The organism is Labrenzia sp. 5N (assembly GCF_012395805.1).
Taxonomy (GTDB): Bacteria; Pseudomonadota; Alphaproteobacteria; order Rhizobiales; family Stappiaceae; genus Roseibium; species Roseibium algicola.
In genome coordinates, this window is record NZ_JAAZTM010000002.1 from 133,278 (window position 1) to 151,498 (window position 18,221).

The window sequence follows — 18,221 nt, forward strand, 5'->3', positions numbered from 1 at the left end:
GGGATTGATGGAACCGGGAACCTTGAGCACTTTTCTGAAACGCGGCGCGATCTGGGGCTTCATTCTCGTCGAGCTGGTCTTCTTCTCGGTCGCGGGCGAATTCCTGTCGCTCAGTGACAAGGCCTTCATGGACGTGGACAACATGCTGCTTTTGTTCAAGCAGTCAGCCCCCATCGGGATCATCGCCATCGGCATGACGATCATCATGATCAACGGCAATATCGACCTCAGCGTCGGAGCGACCTTTGCCCTGAGCGCCGTCGTCCTGCTCGACAGCATGACCTGGCCGGTTTTCGCCGGCCTCGGCGACGGCGTCATTCCCATTGCCTGGGGACTGGCATTGCTGACAGGGATCGTTCTGGGCGCTCTGAACGGGCTGATCGTCTGGAAGACCGGTGTCGATGCCTTCATCGTCACGCTCGGTTCCATGCTCGGCTATCGCGGCCTTGTGTTCATGTACAATGGCGAACAGCCCACATCTCATCTCAACTGGACGCTGGTTGATTTCGCCGAAGCCCATTTCCTGGGACTGCACACCGCCACCTGGTTCCTGATCGTCGTGACCGCCGTGATCTGGTTCGTGATGAACCGCACGATCCACGGGCGCAACGCCTATGCCATCGGCGACAACCGTTCTGCGGCCATCAATGCGGGTATCCGCGTCGGGCCACACATGATGATCAACTTCATGATCATCGGCTTTCTCGCCTCCCTGTCTGCCGTGGTGTTCTATTCGGAATCCGGCTCGGTCAATCCCAACGACGGCGAACTCTATGAGCTGTGGGTCATCACCGCCGTGGTTCTGGGTGGCACCAAACTTACCGGAGGCGCCGGATCCGTGCTTTCGACGCTCGGCGGCGTTCTGGCCATCCAGCTTCTGCGAAAAGGCCTGGGACACATCGGCGCCGACACGGAAACGGTCAATCTGGTTATCGGCCTGATCCTGATTGCCGTCCTGTTCCTCGACCGTCAATTGAACCTGAAAGGCAAACAGGAGCTGAGAATATGACCGGCACCACCCCAGCCTTGCGCCTGGAAGGCATCGTCAAGACCTTCCCCGGCGTGCGCGCGCTCGACGGTGTATCCTTTTCCGTCCTGCCCGGTGAAGTGCATGCCCTGATGGGCGAAAACGGCGCCGGAAAATCGACCCTCATGAAAGTGCTTGGCGGCATCTATCAGCCTGATGAAGGCAAGATCATCGTCAGCGAGCAACCGGTTGTCATGACGTCGCCGCTACAGGCGAAAAGCAAGGGCATCGTCTTCATCCATCAGGAACTGAGCCTCGCCGAGGAACTGACAGTTGCCGAAAACATCTATCTCGGCGAACTGCCGCGAAAGAGCTTCGGCCGGGTCGACTGGCAAAAGCTGCATGAGCAGACCAACCGCATTCTGGAGATGCTCAAAGTCGGCTTCGACGCCCGCACGCGTGTCGGCGATCTCTCCATCGCCAACCAGCAGATGGTGGAAATCGCACGTGCGCTGACAGTGGAAGCCAAGGCGGTCATCTTTGATGAGCCAACCGCCTCGCTGACCGATGCGGAAAAGGTGGTTCTGTTCGATGTCATCGACAACCTGAAAGCCGAAGGCGTCGGCATCATCTACATCTCGCACCGGATGGAAGAGATCTTCAGGATCACCGACCGCATCAGCGTGCTGCGGGACGGACAGTACCGCGGCACACTGAACACCGCCGAAACCAGCGAGGACGAGATCACGCAGCTCATGATCGGCCGCAAGCTCGACCTGTCACGCAACGCAGTCCATCACGAACTGGGTGATGTGGCGCTGGAGGTGCGGGGGCTCTCCTGTGGTTCGCTTTTCCGTGACATCAGCTTCGAAGTGCGCAAGGGCGAGGTTGTCGGCTTTTATGGCCTGGTCGGGGCCGGCCGCACGGAAATCGCCGAAACGCTGTTCGGTCTCAGAGAACCCAGCAGCGGCGCTATTTTCCTGAACGGAGAAGAAACTGCGATTCACTCGCCGGCCGATGCCATCGCCAAGGGTATCTCGCTGGTGCCTGAGGACCGCAAGACGCAGGGCCTCGTTCTGGGCATGAACTGCCGGGACAACATGACCCTGCCTCAAGTAGACGACTTGAAAGCCGGCCCATTCGTTGCCGAAGGCGCGGAGATCGCGATTTTCGACCAGTACCGGGACCGGCTCGACATTCGCACGCCCGGCTGGAAGCAGCTTGCCGGCAACCTTTCCGGCGGTAACCAGCAGAAGATCGTGATCGGCAAATGGCTTTCGATGCACCCGAGCGTTCTGATCGTCGATGAACCGACTCGCGGGATCGATGTCGGCAGCAAGTCCGAGATCCACAACCTCATCCGCGACCTGGCCAGCCAGGGCTATGCGGTCATCGTGATCAGTTCGGAAATGCCGGAAGTCCTGCATGTAAGTGACCGGATCGTCGCCATGTACAGCGGCGAAATCATCCGGACTTTCACCTCCGAGGAAGTCACCGAAGACAATCTCATCCAGGCCATTTCCGGCATTCGGCCGGACAAGGCCGCCTGATGCAGGTCGGAATTGCAGGGCTTGGCCGGATGGGCGTGCGCATGGCTGCCAATCTGGCTGCTGCCGGTCTGAATGTGAGCGTCTGGAACCGGACAGCAGGAACTGCACAGGCCTTCGCCGCCGCCCACAACGCCTTTTCGGCAGCCAACCCAAAAGACCTGGCGGAGCGGTCGGATGTGGTGATCACCATGCTCGCCGACGATGCTGCTGCTGAGGCAGTCTATCTCGGGCCGGATGGCTTGCTCGAGGCGTCAGGGGGCAGTCGGGTTCTGGCCGAAATGGGTACCATTTCCGTACCCATGGCAGAACGTCTGGCGCTATTGGCACGGGAGAAAGGCCGACGCTTCGTCGATGCGCCGGTTTCCGGAGCCACACAAGCGGCGGCGGATGCCAAGCTGCTTATCATGGCAGGAGCAAAAAAAACGGATGTGCCTGATCTGGCCCGCCTCTTCGAGGTTCTCGGCCGGAAAACCGTCTGGCTTGGCAAATCCGGCGCTGGCGCTGCCATGAAACTCGGCGTCAACATGCTCATTCATGGCCTCAACCAGACATTGGCAGAAGCCCTTACCCTGACCACGGCAGCCGGCATCCCAAAAGAACAAGCCTATGAGGTCGTGGAAAATTCGGCGGCTGCCGCTCCGGTTCTCGCCTATCGCAAGGGGCTTTATCTGGATGAGACTGCGCACGACGTCAGCTTCACGGTCGCACTTGCCCGCAAGGATGTCGGGCTGGCGCTGGAACTTGCATCCACTTGCGGTGTGATCATGCCGCAGGCGGAACTCAATCATGCGGTTTTGAAGGCCGCCGGATCAGCCGGATATGACGACCGCGACATGGCTTCCATTCTTTCTTTCGTGAACAAGGGTCTGAAATGAAAGCAGTTCTGTTTGTCGGTGGCTGGGAAGGCCACACACCAACCCATTTCAGCGACTGGTATGAGGCCTTGCTTCGCGACAATGGTTTCAGCGTTACCGTCTACGATACGATGGAACCGCTGGAACGCCCGGAGGACCTTGCCGATGTCGACCTGATCACGCCTATCTGGTCCTCGGCCCGGTCGGGTCACCAGCAGGAATTCGGCAACATGTCCAAGCCGCAGGAGGACGGGCTGCTGAAGCTCGTCGCCAACGGCTGCGGCATTGCCGGGTGGCACGGACATATGGGAGATGCCTTCCGCGACCGGCCGACCTACCACTTCCTGATTGGAGGCCAATTCGTCGCCCATCCTCCCGGTTGGCCGGACAACCTGCAGCCCAGGGAGGACTACATCGACTACGACGTGACGATTTGCAAACCGGACGATCCGATCGTCAAGGGCATCAGGAGTTTCCGCCTCAGGTCCGAGCAATACTACATGCTGGTCGATCCCTCCAACGACGTGCTGGCCACCACGACCTTCTCAGGCGATCATCTGTGGTGGATCGAGGGCACCGTCATTCCCGTTGTCTGGAAACGGCGCTGGGACAAAGGCCGAGTGTTCTACTGCTCCATCGGACACGAACTGGATGACCTGAAGGTTCCCCAGGTGACGGAAATCATCCGTCGCGGTGCACTCTGGGCAGCAGAAGGCAAATCCGCTTAGTGGCCCGCAAAGAACGCACCCTTCAAGAACCGTCAGCTTTGCAATAGGATATTCAAACTTTCACGATCGTCTGGCGCACCTGTGACTGCGCTGATCTGCGCGAATGCGGTTAATACACTGCAGGAACAGGGAGACGTTTTTGAAGTTTGATAAAAAGATCTTCTTCTGCCATATCCCGAAAACAGCCGGCACGTCATTGCGCCTGTCGCTGGAACAGGCTGTCGGAGACGCAGCCGTTGTTCCCTCTCAAGCGCTGATTTCCCATCATGGTGGCCGCTATCCGCCGCTTCACGAGGCCCTGCAGGAACTTCAGGAGAAACCGAACTATCGCCTGTTTCGGGGACACTACGGCTTCTGGGTCCGGAAATATCTTCCAAAAGATACGCTGACGATCGTAGTTCTGCGTGATCCGGTGGAGCGTGTCCTTTCCCACATTCGACATTTTCTAGCAGACGGACGAATTACAGAGGCAGATGCGTTCGAAAGCCTTGATCAGGGAAGATTACCAATTCCCGACAATACAATGTGCAGATATCTCGGTGGAACGCCAATAAAAGCAGTAGGACAAGAGCTGTCCGACCGCTTCCTTGCCTCCAGAATTGATCCGATCGACTATCACGACAGCCTTTTCAAACGTGCCCTTTCGACCGGTCGCTCGGTGGATATCATGGGATTTACCGATAAAATGCCGGATCTCTACGAAAAGATCTCGCAAGAAACCGGCCTGCCCCTGACAATGCGGCAGGACAATCCGAGCCGCTATCCTGCGCTTTCGCTTTCAGACCGTCAGCTCGACACCGTCAGGAGACACAATCAACTCGATCTGCAGCTCTATCAGGCTATGCGAGCAGAGCGCACTTCCAACAAGTTGACACGGCTCTTAAAAAGAACAGGACTGTACCGAACCTGATCCGCTGCTACGCCCCTGTCTGCCAGAGCCCCCACTAGAGACCGTCGGCTTGCGGACGTGGAAATCAACCGCACGAACAATCCAGTTGCAGGCAAATGGGCCGGAGGCGCTAAACCCTGGCGCCCAGCTTGACCTGAACGTTGAGACGGGACGCAGCGCCCTGAACATGAGCCGCCATGGCTTCCCGGGCGCCTGTCCTGTCACCTGCCTCGATGGCCTCAAGCACCCTGCAATGTTCACCCAAAGTGATCTCCACCAAGTCGTCCTTGGCGTAGATGTCGGATGTCACCCGCGTGGTTTCCTTCAGCCTGGAGGAGATGTAGCAGATGATGCCGAAGAGATAGGAGTTGCCGGCAGCCTTGCCGATTGCGCGGTGAAAGACGGCGTCGGCTTCCAGCCGCTGTTCGTCGAACCGCTTGTGCCCTTCCAGAATGGCGACTGCCGCCCGCATCTCCCTGAGATCTGCCCCTGTGCGACGCATCGCGGCAAGTCCCGCAGCTTCGATTTCCAGGAGACCACGCAACTCGAACAAGTCCGCAAGGTTGCCGGACTTGTCGAGTGAGCGGATATCGACCCGGAAGGTTTCGCGCTCCGAAACAGGTTTGACGATGGCCCCGCGCCCCTGGCGTGATTCAATGACGCCGTCAGACCGCAGCCTGGCAATGGCTTCGCGCACCACATTGCGGCTGACACCAAAGGTTCCGGCGAGTGCATGTTCGGTCGGCAACGTATCGCCGGGGTTCAGTTCACCATCCTGAATTTTCGCCATGATGTCTGCTGCGATGCGGTCCGGTAACAGCGATGACCGACGCACTTCCCGAAACTCAGCCATGCCGGGCTCCTCTTCGCATTGCCGGTGGGTTATTCGTGTTCTTCAACGGCTTAATGCATCCATAGGCCAAGCTCGGGTGCTTGTCGAGCCGGTCGCCACCTCGAGGTCAGATGGCCGAAACCCGCCATTCTCACGGATCGAACGCGATTACGGAAGCAGATTGCAGATCGAGCCGAAGGACCCGTTTCCCCTGAAGTTCTAAAGCGCGTAGATCACCTCTGCTGCGCGAACGGCAGCGGAGGCCCTGTTCTCAACACCAAGTTTGACGAAGATCTGCTCCAGATGCTTGTTCACGGTGCGCGGCGACAGACCCAGAATTTCGCCGATATCCTTGTTGGACTTGCCCTTGGCGATCCAGATCAGGACTTCCGCCTCGCGCTGTGTCAGTTCAAAACTTCCCTGCAGCGCCTGGACCTGCCCGGCTTCGTCTTCTGCGGTGACGCGGAACAGGTTTTCATCAGGGCCGACACGGCCAAGCGGGTGAAGTTGCACTGCCAGGTTTTCAGACAAGCCGAGCATGAAACTCTTGCGACGCTCACCGGAGGAATTCGGCCCGTCCAGCCAGTCCCCCAGTGCTCGGCCCAGCCGGAAAAGGCTGGTTTCGGCAGCCCCTGTCTTTGCCAGCAGGTTGTGAATTTGCGGTGTCGACCAAAGCACTGTACCCTCCTGAGACACGGCCACCAGATGGCGCCCGGCTGCATCCAGCGCCACATGCGCGCTTTGAACCGACCGGGCATTCTTCAGATGCACCTTGATCCGCGCCTTCAGTTCGTCGACATCGATCGGCTTGGTAAGGAAATCGACCCCGCCGGATTCCAGCGCCTTTACCACATGTTCCGTTTCGGACAGCCCGGTCATGAAAATCACCGGTACGTGCAGGAGCGCCGGATTTTCCTTGATCTGCCGGCAGGTCTCAAAACCGTCGAGGCCGGGCATGATCGCATCCATCAGGATCGTATCCGGTGTCACCTTGTTGCAGATGTTGAGAGCGGTTTCGCCGCTGGTCGCCACCAGAACGGCTACGCCGGTCTTTTTCAGGGCTTCGGTGACGAAGCCGAGCGTTTCCGGGCTGTCGTCGACCACAAGGACCGTATCGCGACGATCATCCGTCATGTGTTTCCAATTCACTCAAGACGTTTTTGTAGGCATCGAAATCGAACCGGGCGAGATGGACATTCAATGCATCGATCAGAGGCAGATTTTCCGGCATTTTCGCCAGCTCGTTCAATTTGGCCTCGATGCCTTCCACATAACCGATCTCCGCAAGCGAGATGAGATCGGCGACGTGATCGGCACCGGGCGATTTCAAGGGATCCTTTCGGGCAGGTTCCTGGTTTCGCTCGACCGGCTGTTCGGTCCAGACAACACCCATGTGTTTTTGCAGCAGGTCGTAAAGCTGGCCGATGCCGAAGGGCTTTGCAAGGGTTGCCGAATGGTGAGCCGGACCGTCCGGGCGCAAAGCCTTGTCACCGATGTTGGCCGACAGCATGATGATCGGCGCGCTGACGCCTCTGTCCCTCAGGTCCTCGGCCAACTCCCAACCGTTCATTCCCGGCATCAGGATATCGATAAGGTAGAGATCCGGCCGCAGCGGCTCGACCGTCTCCAGGCAGGCCCTGCCCGTATCCGCCTCGACGACGGCAAATCCGATCGGTTTCAGGATATCGCAGGCAAGCGCACGATGATCCGGATTGTCATCGATCACAGCAACCGTCTTCCGCTCGCCTTCGTAGCCTCGCACCTGTCTTTCCAGGCGGATGGTATCGACCGGCCGGTCGACAGCCGCCAGCATCAGCCGCACTTCGAAGGAAGCGCCCTTCCCCGGTTCGCTGGACAGCGCGATGGCTCCGCCCATGGTTTCCGTCAGAAGCTTGGTGATGGTCAGCCCGAGCCCCAACCCCGGTGTCTTCGCCCCGTCCGCGGTCTTGCTGCGGCCGAATGGTTCGAAAATCTTGACCTGTTCGTCAAGCGCGATGCCCGGCCCGCTGTCCGACACGACAAAGCTGGCCACCTGTGACCGGTAACTGACCGAAAACGAAACAATGCCCTCAGAGGTGAACTTGATCGCATTCGACAGAAGGTTCACCAGGATCTGCCGCAGACGTTTTTCGTCGGTTCGTACAAACACCGGCAGGTTGGGTGCGCGCGCATAATTGAAGCCGAGCCCCTTGGCAGCCGCCTGCATGCGGAACATGTCGACGATCTGATCCAGAAACTCGTGAATGTTGATCTCGTTGGAATAGATCTGCAGCCTTCCCGCCTCGATCCGCGAAATATCCAGGAGGCCGTCGATCAGCCCTGACAGATGCTCGGCACTGCGCCGGATTGTGCTGATCGCAGGCCTGCGGGCTGTCGGCACGCTGTCGTCCCGCTCCAGCACCTGGGCATAGCCCATGACCGCGTTCAAGGGTGTTCTGAGTTCGTGACTGAGGCCGACCACGTAGCGGCTCTTGGCAAGGTTGGCGGCCTCGGCATCTTCCTTGGCCTTCTGCAGAGCCGCGTCGGTAACACCGTGAGCGTCGATTTCCTTCTGAAGCAGCGCGTTCTGGCGCATGGATTCCTCTTCGGCGACCCGCCGGGTGTCATGAGCAAGCACCAGGAACCAGCAGGCAATACCGACGACGATGGCAAAAACAAAGAAAATCAACAGCACCGTCTGGCCGATGATGCCGGTCGGATCTCCCAGACGGTTTTCCGCCTGGGCATAAATGATCCAGAGCACCAGGCCGATTGCAGCATTCGACAGAACAGAGATGAACGCATAGCGCCCCAGCCGGGACTGCAGGAACGCCATCGCGTTTTCCGGCAGAATGCGGCCCGCGACGGTGCCGACCTGATAGGACAAACGTGCCTTCGGCTTGCAGCTGTCGTGGCAGCGGGCATCGAGTGAGCAGCACAGCGAACAGATCGGCGACTGATAGGCCGGACAATAGGCCATGTCTTCCGGTTCGAACGGGTTTTCGCAGATCGAACAGGCGATGTGTTCCTTCGTCTGCCAGCTCTGGCGCGGCTTGCGAGCCAGGTAGAACCGTCCCCTGGTCGCATAAGCGATCAGGGGCGCGGCAACAAAGGCAATGGCCATGGCCAGAAATGTGGCGAGGGCCTCCGCTGTCTTGCCGAACTCGCCGAAGTGCGCGGCCAATGCGAGACCGGCGGCCAGAAGCATTGCGCCGGTACCAACCGGATTGATGTCATAAAGATGCGCGCGTTTGAATTCGATTCCCGGAGGCGACAGCCCGAGCGGCTTGTTGATGAAGAGGTCAGCCGAAATGGCGGAAAGCCAGGCCATCGCAATGATGGAAAAGACGCCAAGAGTTTCTTCCAGCAACCGATAGATGCCGAGTTCCATCAACAGCAGAGCGATGCCGACATTGAAGACGAGCCAGACGACCCGGCCGGGATGGGAGTGTGTGAGGCGCGAGAAGAAATTCGACCAGGCAAGCGACCCGGCGTAGGCATTCATGACGTTGATCTTGAGCTGCGCCACCACCACGAATGCCGCCATCAGCAAGAGGACGACGGTTTCGTTCGGGATCATGTAGCCGAAAGCGACCGCATACATGCGCGAGGGTTCGTCGGCATGATCAACCGGAACACCGTGCGACAACACGAGGACTGCCAGAAAGGAGCCTGCAATCATCTTGGGAGCACCAAGAACAACCCAGCCGGGCCCGGCCAGAAACAGGGCAAGCCGGTGCCGGCGGCGGGCATAATCCTGCGCCGGAAGAAACCGCAGAAAGTCCACCTGTTCACCGATCTGTGCCATCAGCGCCAGAATGACTGCGGAGGCTGCGCCGAAGCTGACCAGGTTGATGCTGTCCCAGCCGCCAGCTGTCGTACGCGGCGCCTGTGTTACCGGGTCGATGCCGGAAAACGTCAACCATTCGCCGACGGCCTGCCAGTCGGTGAAGGCAATGAAGAGGAACGGCAGGATGTTCAGGATGATCCAGAAGGGTTGGGTTGCGAGCTGAAAGCGGCTGATCCAGGTAATGCCGTGGGTCACCAGCGGAATGACCGCAACCGCGCTGATGACATACCCCAGCCAGAGCGGCACACCGAAAGCGAATTCCAGCGCGCTCGACATGATGGAGGCTTCAATCGCAAAAAGAATGAAGGTGAAGCTGGCATAGATCAGCGAAGTGACCGTCGAACCGATGTAGCCGAACCCGGCGCCACGCGTGAGCAGGTCTATGTCGACGCCGTAGCGCATGGCATAGCGGCTGATCGGCAGACCGACGACCAACAGCACCAGGCTGCCGACCAGTATGGCGAGAAACGCGTTGGCTGTTCCGTGGGACAGGGTTATCGCACCACCGATCGCCTCCAGAGCCAGAAAGGAGATGGCCCCGATCGCCGTCTGGGAAATCGCCCGGGAGGAAAAGCGGCGTGCGCTCTTGGCGGTGAACCTGAGCGCATAGTCTTCCAGGGTCTGGTTGTTGACCCATTTGTTGTACTGGCGCCGAACAGGCAGAATGCGTTGGCGCGCCCTCACGCGTCCGCCTCCACACCGGCACCGAATGCCCAATAACTGGACATATGACTATTTATTCGGCAAATGCCGTTCTTCATCGCCCGCTTTCCGCCCCGTTTTTTATTCAGCTCCTCTCTTCAGCACATTTCATGCCGTCTTTGCTTCTGGAACGCCGTGGCAGGCGCTCAAGCCGGTTACGTCAATTGACGTATGTTGCGGTGCAGTGGTGCCAGTGCACGATCCCTTCCTGACAGCGGCACACCTTCCAGCCGCCAATCGCCGGCGTGGGAACCGGTGACGTCAAGCAAAGGGGAACATCCATGAAAAACACATTCACCAAACTCGCATTGGCAGGCCTGATGGCCTCCACGATGATCGGCGGCGCATCCGCCCAGGAAGACACGATCAAGGTCGGCATCCTGCATTCGCTTTCCGGCACCATGGCCATTTCGGAAACCACTCTGAAAGACGCCATGCTGATGCTCATCGAAGAGCAGAACAAGAAGGGTGGCCTGCTTGGCAAGAAACTGGAAGCGGTCGTCGTCGACCCGGCTTCCGACTGGCCGCTGTTTGCTGAAAAGGCGCGTGAGCTGATCGAAGTCAACGGCGTCGACGCCGTGTTCGGCTGCTGGACGTCCGTTTCGCGCAAGTCCGTTCTGCCGGTCTTCGAAGAACTCAACTCGCTGCTGTTCTATCCGGTTCAGTACGAAGGTGAAGAATCCCAGCGCAATGTCTTCTACACGGGCGCTGCACCGAACCAGCAGGCCATTCCGGCCGTCGATTACCTGATGAACGAGGAAGGCGTCGAGCGCTGGGTTCTGGCCGGCACCGACTATGTCTATCCGCGCACGACCAACAAGATCCTTGAAGCCTACCTGAAGTCCAAGGGCGTGGCTGAAGAAGACATCATGATCAACTACACGCCGTTCGGACATTCCGACTGGCAGACGATCGTGTCCGACATCAAGACCTTCGGCTCTGCCGGCAAGAAAACCGCCGTGGTTTCCACTATCAACGGCGATGCCAACGTGCCGTTCTACAAGGAACTGGGCAACGCGGGCATCAAGGCTGAAGACATTCCGGTTGTCGCCTTCTCCGTTGGTGAAGAAGAGCTCGCCGGTCTCGACACCGCTCCGCTCGTCGGCCACCTGGCTGCCTGGAACTACTTCCAGTCCGCAGATACCGAAGCCAACGCCGAATTCATCGATGCCTGGCACGCCTACATCGGCGACGACAAGCGCGTGACCAACGACCCGATGGAAGCGCACTTCATCGGCTTCAACATGTGGGTTGAAGCAGTCAAGAAGGCGGGCAGCACCGAGCCGGATGCCGTGATCGACGCCATCGTCGGTGTCAGCGTTCCGAACCTGACCGGCGGCTACTCCGCGATGATGCCGAACCACCACATCACCAAGCCGGTGCTGATTGGTGAAATCCAGGAAGACGGCCAGTTCGAAACCGTCTGGGAAACCTCCGGTCTCGTCGTCGGCGACGCATGGTCCGACTATCTGGACGGCTCCAAGGACCTGATCTCCGATTGGCGCGCACCGCTTTCCTGCGGCAACTTCAACACTGCCACCGGCAAGTGCGGCGGCTCCGGGTCTTAAGGGAGGAGACGGAGCTCGGGCGGGTCTTACGAGACCCGTCCTCTTTCCCCGGTTTTCCAACCGGAAAGGTTTGCCTGGAGAGTCGCTCTTAGCTCTCCCCTCATCCTGAGGAGGACCACAAGGTCCGTCTCGAAGGATGGGCGGCAACCCCGGAAGCAAGTGACCCATCCTTCGAGACGCCGCAATGCGACTCCCCAGGATGAGGTCGTCAGGTGAAAGTTCTAAACACCGGTGGACACGATGTCCTTGATGAGATCCTTCCTACTCCTCCTCAGCCTCGCTGCCAGCCTCCTTGCCGCACCGGCACTGGCCCAAAGCGATCCAGAGGCACTCCGTCCGCTGATCAACGACCTGGCCAAGGGCAAATATTCCGAAACCGAAAAGCAGATCGGTGCCCTTGTCGCGACCGGTGACCCGCAGGTGGCTCCTGCTCTCGAGGCCCTGAGCGATGGCGACCTCTACGTGCGCAAGGCCGATGGCGAAGTCTTCATCACCAGGAAGGCCGGCAAGAACTTTGCCCTGATCGACCCGCTGACCATGGAAACGACCGGCGAAGCGGCCAAGGGCGAAATCGACAAGATCAAGGTCAACAACAAGCTGCGCCGGGTGATCCGGTCCGCGCTCGGGTCGCTGACCCTGATGGCGCCCGATCCGAAGGTGCGGATGGCGGCTGCCGAAGCCGTGTTCAAGGCGAAGGATCCGGACAGTATCGAAGCCCTGGATGCCACCATTGCCGCTGAAACGGACGATGGCGTGCGCAAGCTGATGGAAGAAGCCCGGGCCGCGGCTGTTCTGAACTCAGATATGGACGAGGCAGCGAAACTCCAGGCGGTTTCGACGCTCGGCACGATGGGCAATCGCGATGCTCTGTCGCTTCTGATCGCCGTGCAATCTTCCTCCGAAGGCGCCTTGCGCGAAGCGGCAACCACGGAAATCACCAAGATCGAGAAATCCATCGCCGCCTGGGATGCAGCACAGAATGTCTGGTACGGCCTGTCGCTTGGATCCGTGCTGCTGCTCGCTGCCATTGGTCTTGCCATCACCTTCGGCGTCATGGGCGTCATCAACATGGCGCACGGCGAGATGGTGATGATCGGGGCTTACGTCACATTCGTGGTTCAGGAATTCATTCGCTCCTCCGCACCTGGTCTTTTCGATTATTCCCTGTTCATTGCCCTGCCGCTTGCCTTCCTCACATCGGGACTGGTGGGGGTTGCCATCGAACGTGGCGTCATCCGCTGGCTGTACGGACGCCCGCTGGAAACACTGCTCGCGACCTGGGGTATCTCGCTGGTGCTGCAGCAGGCGGTGCGCTCGATCTTCGGCCCGACCAACCGTGAGGTTGGCAACCCCGACTGGATGTCCGGCGCCTTCGAAATCGGCCAGATGACGATCACCTATAACCGCATGTGGATCATCGTCTTCGCGATGCTGGTCTTCGCCGGACTGATGCTTGTCCTCAAGAAGACCCCGTTCGGGCTCTATACCCGGGCCGTGACCCAGAACCGGCGCATGGCCGCCTCGATGGGCATCCGCACTCCCTGGATCGATGCCCTCACCTTCGGGCTCGGCTCTGGCATTGCCGGGATCGCGGGCGTCGCGCTCAGCCAGATCGACAACGTTTCGCCGAACCTGGGCCAGGGCTACATCATCGACAGCTTCATGGTCGTGGTCTTCGGTGGGGTCGGCAATCTGTGGGGCACGCTGGTAGGCGCCATGACCCTCGGTGTCGTGAACAAGTTCCTGGAGCCCTATGCCGGCGCCGTGCTCGGCAAGATCTTCGTGCTCATCTTTATCATTCTCTTTATCCAGAAGCGTCCAAGGGGCCTGTTCGCCCTCAAGGGCCGGGCAGTTGAAGCATGATGACCTCTTTCCTCTTCCGCGCCATGGACGCCCGAGCAGGGATCTTCCTCGCCATCATGGCGGCCGTGATTGTCCTGGTTCCTGCCGGCAACCTGCTTGTCCCGGAAGGCTCTGCCTTCCATGTACCGACCTACGCGGTCACGCTGATGGGCAAATACCTGACTTACGCGTTGTTGGCGTTGGCGGTAGATCTGGTCTGGGGCTATTGCGGCATTCTCTCGCTCGGTCATGCGGCCTTCTTCGCGCTCGGCGGCTATGCCATGGGCATGTACCTGATGCGTCAGATCGGAACCCGCGGCGTTTATGGCGACCCGATCCTGCCGGATTTCATGGTGTTCCTGAACTGGGGAGAACTGCCCTGGTACTGGTACGGCTTCGACATGTTCTGGTTTGCGGCGCTCATGGTGCTGCTGGTGCCGGGCGTGCTGGCCTTCGTCTTCGGCTGGTTCGCCTTCCGCTCACGCGTCACCGGCGTTTACCTGTCAATCATCACGCAGGCCCTCACCTACGCGCTGCTGCTTGCCTTCTTCCGGAACGACATGGGTTTTGGCGGCAACAACGGCCTGACCGACTTCAAGGACATTCTCGGCTTTGATATTCAAGCCGACACGACCCGCGCGGGCCTGTTTGCAGCCTCAGGCCTGGCGCTGGTCCTGTGTTTCCTCATCTGCCGGGCGATCACCCGATCGAAACTCGGCAAGGTGCTGGTGGCCGTGCGCGACGCGGAGAGCCGGACACGCTTCCTGGGCTACCGTGTGGAACACTACAAGCTGTTCGTCTGGACCCTGTCGGCCATGATGGCCGGTATCGCCGGTGCCCTTTACGTGCCGCAGGTCGGCATCATCAACCCGGGTGAATTTGCACCTGCCAACTCCATCGAGGTGGTGATCTGGGTTGCCGTCGGCGGGCGCGGAACGCTGGTCGGGGCCGTTCTCGGCGCCGTTCTGGTCAACTTCGCCAAGACCTGGTTCACCGCCGCCCTGCCCGACATCTGGCTCTTTGCGCTCGGTGGCCTCTTCGTGGTCGTGACCCTGTTCCTGCCGAAGGGCATCGTCGGCACCCTTTCCCAGGGCTGGACGGCCTTGCGGCAACGGAAAGTCTCCAAAGACTTCGAAGCCGGGTCGGACCAACCTCCGAGCCAGGCGCCGCAGTCGCCCGCATCCCCGGCCAACGTCAGCCCGAAAAAATCTGCCTCGACCGTTCCGGCGGATGCCGAACCCCAGCCCGCGGAGTAAAGCCATGGCACGATCTTCCAGTCTTCTTTATCTCGACGGCGTGTCGGTTTCCTTTGACGGTTTCAAGGCATTGAACGAATTGTCGCTGACGATTGCCCCGGGTGAAATGCGGGCCATCATCGGTCCCAACGGGGCAGGCAAGACCACGATGATGGACGTCATTACCGGCAAGACCCGACCGGACAGTGGCGAGGTCTTTTTCAACGGCACCGTGGACCTTACCGGCGAGGACGAAGCTTCGATCGCCGAACTCGGGATCGGCCGCAAGTTTCAAAAACCGACCGTTTTTGAGAGCCATACCGTCTGGGACAACCTGGAACTGGCCCTGAAGGCACCGCGCGGTCCATTTGCGACCCTGTTTCATGTCATTTCGGGTGGTGAGAAGAAGCGGGTTGAATATCTGCTCGATCTGATCCGGCTTGGTTCGAAGAGAAGCGAGCTGGCAGCCAACCTCAGCCACGGCCAGAAGCAGTGGCTGGAGATCGGCATGCTGCTGGCCCAGGATCCGAAGCTGCTTCTCGTCGACGAGCCTGCTGCCGGCATGACGGATGCCGAAACCGCCGAAACCGCTGAACTTCTGAAGGATATCGCCAATGATCACTCGGTCGTCGTGGTCGAGCACGACATGGTGTTTGTGCGCTCCCTGGGTGTCAAAGTCACCGTTCTCCACGAAGGCTCGGTCCTGGCTGAAGGCTCACTCGACCATGTCTCAGCCGACGAACGTGTCGTGGAAGTTTATCTCGGACGATGAGGAGTAGGCTTTGTCATTCGCGTCTGGTCGCTCGCGGAAGCAATACGGCGATACCGACAACGAACGAACCAACGGCCACAAGGCGCATCGCGATCAGCCAAGGGAAGTCAGCTCATGCTGCAAGTTGAAAACATCGATCTTCATTATGGCGCCGCCCAGGCGCTGAAGAAGGTTTCGCTGAAGGCCGAGACCGGCAAGGTAACCTGTCTGATGGGGCGCAATGGTGTTGGCAAGACGTCCACCTTGCGTGCCGTGGCCGGCCAACACGGCATCAGCGCCGGCAAGATCCTGTGGGACGGCGAGGATATCTCCTCGCTGGCAGCCCACGCCCGCGCCAAGAAAGGCATCGCAATTGTGCCGCAGGGACGTGAGATCTTCCCCCTTTTATCGGTAAAGGAAAATCTTGAGACCGGCTATGCCCCGATCCCGCGCAAGGAACGGTTCATTCCCGATACGATCTTCGAACTTTTCCCGGTGCTCAAGGACATGCTGTCACGCCGTGGCGGTGATCTGTCCGGCGGACAGCAGCAGCAGCTCGCGATTGCACGAGCCCTGGTCACCCGTCCGAAACTTCTGGTGCTTGATGAACCGACGGAAGGCATCCAGCCTTCAATCATCAAGGACATTGGCCGGGCAATCTCGTGGCTGCGCGACCAGCGCACGATGGCCATCGTGCTGGTGGAACAATATTTCGAGTTCGCCCGTGATCTGGCCGACGATTATGCCGTCATGGACCGCGGCGAAGTGGTACTCTCGGGCACGGGTGCCGACCTTTCTGAAACGGAAGTCCGTCGGTATCTGACTGTTTAGGCCAGGGGCACGTCTCCCAAAGCTCACTTTTCCTCCTCATCGTGGGGAGCCGCTTCGGAGGCGCCGCGAAGGATGATGGGGTTAGGTGTGCTGTTACCCACATTTGACGCAGGCAGTGCAGTTGATAGGGTGCAGGCAAATCGCCCACCTCATCATCCTTCCCAGCCGGATCGTCATGTCAGAACCACTTTCCAACGAAGCCATTTCCGCAATCACCGCTGCCGTTGACGCCGCATTCGAGGACGAGATCGCCTTCCTGCAGGATATCGTGCGGGCAAGATCCCTTCGCGGTGAGGAGGCCGGTGTCCAGAAGATCATTGCAGACGCTCTCCGTGACCGTGCCTATGACGTCGAGACCTATGAACTTGATGTGGCGCAACTGCAGTCCCATCCGGCCTATTCTCCAGCCACTATCGACTACACCGACACGTTCAACGTCAGTGGTCGCAAGAAGTCTGGCCATGGCGGACGTTCGTTGATCCTGAATGCACACGTTGATGTTGTTCCCACTGCCAATCCGGCAAACTGGACCCATCCGCCGTTTGCAGCCGTGCGCGAGGGCGATTGGCTTTTCGGACGGGGCGCGGGGGACATGAAAGCAGGCCTCGCAGCCAATCTCTTTGCAGTCGATGCCATCGAGGCTGCCGGGTTCAGCTTGAAAGGACCGCTCGAGTTCCAGTCCGTCATCGACGAAGAGGTGACGGGCAATGGCACCGCAGCTGCGATCATAAATGGTGCGACAGCGGACGCGGTTCTCATTCCCGAGCCGACAGACGAAGAGCTCACCTATGCAAATTCCGGTGTCATCAAGTTCCGGATCTCCGTCCAGGGCGTGCCAGCTCACCCACGCGAGCCGGAGTCAGGCCTCAGCGCAATCGAGGCGGCGTTCCTCGTCATCAACGAGTTGAAGGCGCTGGAAGCTCACTGGAATGAGGAAAAGACCAGCCATCCCGGCTTCGACGACCTGCGCAATCCTGCAAGCCTCAACATCGGCACCATCAACGGCGGCGAATGGCCGGCGTCCATCCCGTTTGAATGCCGTTTCGAAGGCCGGATCGGATTTTATCCGGGTGACGCCCCGCAAGACCGGATGGCCAGCCTGGAACAGATGCTGAAAACGCTTGGTACGAAGGATCCCCGGCTTGAAAAAGCCAATCCAAAGCTCGAATGGATCGGGACATGTCAGGCAGGATATCTTCTTGCCGAAGGCAGCGATGCGGAAAATGCGCTCGCCGCCGCACACAAGATCACGTCCGGAACTGCGCTCAAACGGTCGATCATGGCCTGCTATCTGGATGCGGCTCTTTACGTGAACCATTGCGGCATTCCCGCCCTCACCTATGGCCCGCTGACAAAGAACATTCACGGCATAGACGAATGCGTGAACCTGCCGTCGCTGAAAAGAGTGACGAAGACGATCGCCCTGTTTACCGCTGCCTGGTGCGGGATCGCACCGACGTAGGCCAGTTCAGTTGCACCGAAATGAGGAGGCCCTTCTTCGCACAGGGCCTTCCTTCCGGAGGAGCACATCCCCTCTTTAGCCAGAAAAATGCTCCCGTTTTTTGTGTCGTTCCGTTAGTCTTCATGACCGGGACGCGTTCAGGCAATTGCAGACGCCTCATCCTGTCCCTGTTCAGAGTAGT

The 18,221-nt window shown here is 59.3% G+C and carries 14 protein-coding genes; 11 read left to right on the forward strand and 3 right to left on the reverse strand.

The features are described from left to right. The first annotated feature begins 7 nt into the window (after nt 1-7). The 5 genes from HEP89_RS01440 to HEP89_RS01460 all read left to right on the forward strand — a co-directional run bounded on the left by HEP89_RS01440 (nt 8) and on the right by HEP89_RS01460 (nt 5,009). Nucleotides 8-1,009: an ABC transporter permease gene (locus HEP89_RS01440; protein ID WP_023001717.1), complete on the forward strand. Its 1,002-nt coding sequence runs from the start codon at nt 8-10 to the stop codon at nt 1,007-1,009. Next, nucleotides 1,006-2,517, forward strand: a complete 1,512-nt coding sequence (locus HEP89_RS01445) for a sugar ABC transporter ATP-binding protein (RefSeq protein ID WP_055658210.1) — start codon at nt 1,006-1,008, stop codon at nt 2,515-2,517. Before HEP89_RS01440 ends, HEP89_RS01445 begins: the two co-directional genes overlap by 4 nt. Further along, a complete protein-coding gene (locus HEP89_RS01450; RefSeq protein WP_168691175.1) occupies nt 2,517-3,392 on the forward strand; it encodes an NAD(P)-dependent oxidoreductase in 876 nt (291 codons plus the stop codon). The genes HEP89_RS01445 and HEP89_RS01450 overlap by 1 nt, the downstream gene beginning before the upstream one ends. Further along, nucleotides 3,389-4,099: a ThuA domain-containing protein gene (locus HEP89_RS01455; RefSeq protein WP_168691176.1), complete on the forward strand. Its 711-nt coding sequence runs from the start codon at nt 3,389-3,391 to the stop codon at nt 4,097-4,099. Before HEP89_RS01450 ends, HEP89_RS01455 begins: the two co-directional genes overlap by 4 nt. 103 nt (nt 4,100-4,202) lie before the next feature. After that, a complete protein-coding gene (locus HEP89_RS01460) occupies nt 4,203-5,009 on the forward strand; it encodes a sulfotransferase family 2 domain-containing protein (protein WP_286201015.1) in 807 nt (268 codons plus the stop codon). A 109-nt stretch (nt 5,010-5,118) separates the two neighbouring features. On the opposite strand, the gene HEP89_RS01465 is transcribed toward HEP89_RS01460, so the two are convergent. From HEP89_RS01465 to HEP89_RS01475, 3 genes are all read right to left on the reverse strand, one after another. Continuing rightward, complete coding sequence (locus tag HEP89_RS01465; protein WP_168691178.1) at nt 5,119-5,841, reverse strand: FadR/GntR family transcriptional regulator; 723 nt, start codon at nt 5,839-5,841, stop codon at nt 5,119-5,121. A gap of 198 nt (nt 5,842-6,039) precedes the next feature. Next, entirely contained in the window at nt 6,040-6,954 is a 915-nt protein-coding gene (locus HEP89_RS01470; protein WP_168691179.1) for a DNA-binding response regulator, read from the reverse strand. Continuing rightward, nucleotides 6,944-10,333, reverse strand: coding sequence for an ATP-binding protein (locus HEP89_RS01475; RefSeq protein ID WP_168691180.1), 3,390 nt, complete (start codon nt 10,331-10,333; stop codon nt 6,944-6,946). The genes HEP89_RS01470 and HEP89_RS01475 overlap by 11 nt, the downstream gene beginning before the upstream one ends. Before the next feature lie 299 nt (nt 10,334-10,632). On the opposite strand from HEP89_RS01475, the gene urtA reads away from it, so the two are divergent. From urtA to HEP89_RS01505, 6 genes are all read left to right on the forward strand, one after another. Beyond that, a complete protein-coding gene (gene urtA, locus HEP89_RS01480; RefSeq protein ID WP_031269634.1) occupies nt 10,633-11,919 on the forward strand; it encodes an urea ABC transporter substrate-binding protein in 1,287 nt (428 codons plus the stop codon). Nucleotides 11,920-12,159: 240 nt separating this feature from the next. Then, nucleotides 12,160-13,782, forward strand: a complete 1,623-nt coding sequence (gene urtB / locus HEP89_RS01485; protein ID WP_168691181.1) for an urea ABC transporter permease subunit UrtB — start codon at nt 12,160-12,162, stop codon at nt 13,780-13,782. Further along, on the forward strand, nt 13,779-15,017 hold the full coding sequence (gene urtC / locus HEP89_RS01490) for an urea ABC transporter permease subunit UrtC (RefSeq protein ID WP_062489924.1): 1,239 nt from the start codon (nt 13,779-13,781) through the stop codon (nt 15,015-15,017). Before urtB ends, urtC begins: the two co-directional genes overlap by 4 nt. A gap of 4 nt (nt 15,018-15,021) precedes the next feature. Then, nucleotides 15,022-15,768, forward strand: a complete 747-nt coding sequence (gene urtD, locus HEP89_RS01495; protein ID WP_023001728.1) for an urea ABC transporter ATP-binding protein UrtD — start codon at nt 15,022-15,024, stop codon at nt 15,766-15,768. A 114-nt stretch (nt 15,769-15,882) separates the two neighbouring features. Beyond that, nucleotides 15,883-16,578 (forward strand): urea ABC transporter ATP-binding subunit UrtE, encoded by a 696-nt coding sequence (gene urtE / locus HEP89_RS01500; RefSeq protein ID WP_168691182.1) that lies wholly within the window; start codon nt 15,883-15,885, stop codon nt 16,576-16,578. 175 nt (nt 16,579-16,753) lie between these two features. Next, nucleotides 16,754-18,040 carry an ArgE/DapE family deacylase gene (locus HEP89_RS01505; RefSeq protein ID WP_168691183.1) on the forward strand — a complete coding sequence of 429 codons (1,287 nt, stop codon included), beginning with the start codon at nt 16,754-16,756 and terminating at the stop codon, nt 18,038-18,040. The last annotated feature ends 181 nt before the right edge of the window (nt 18,041-18,221 follow it).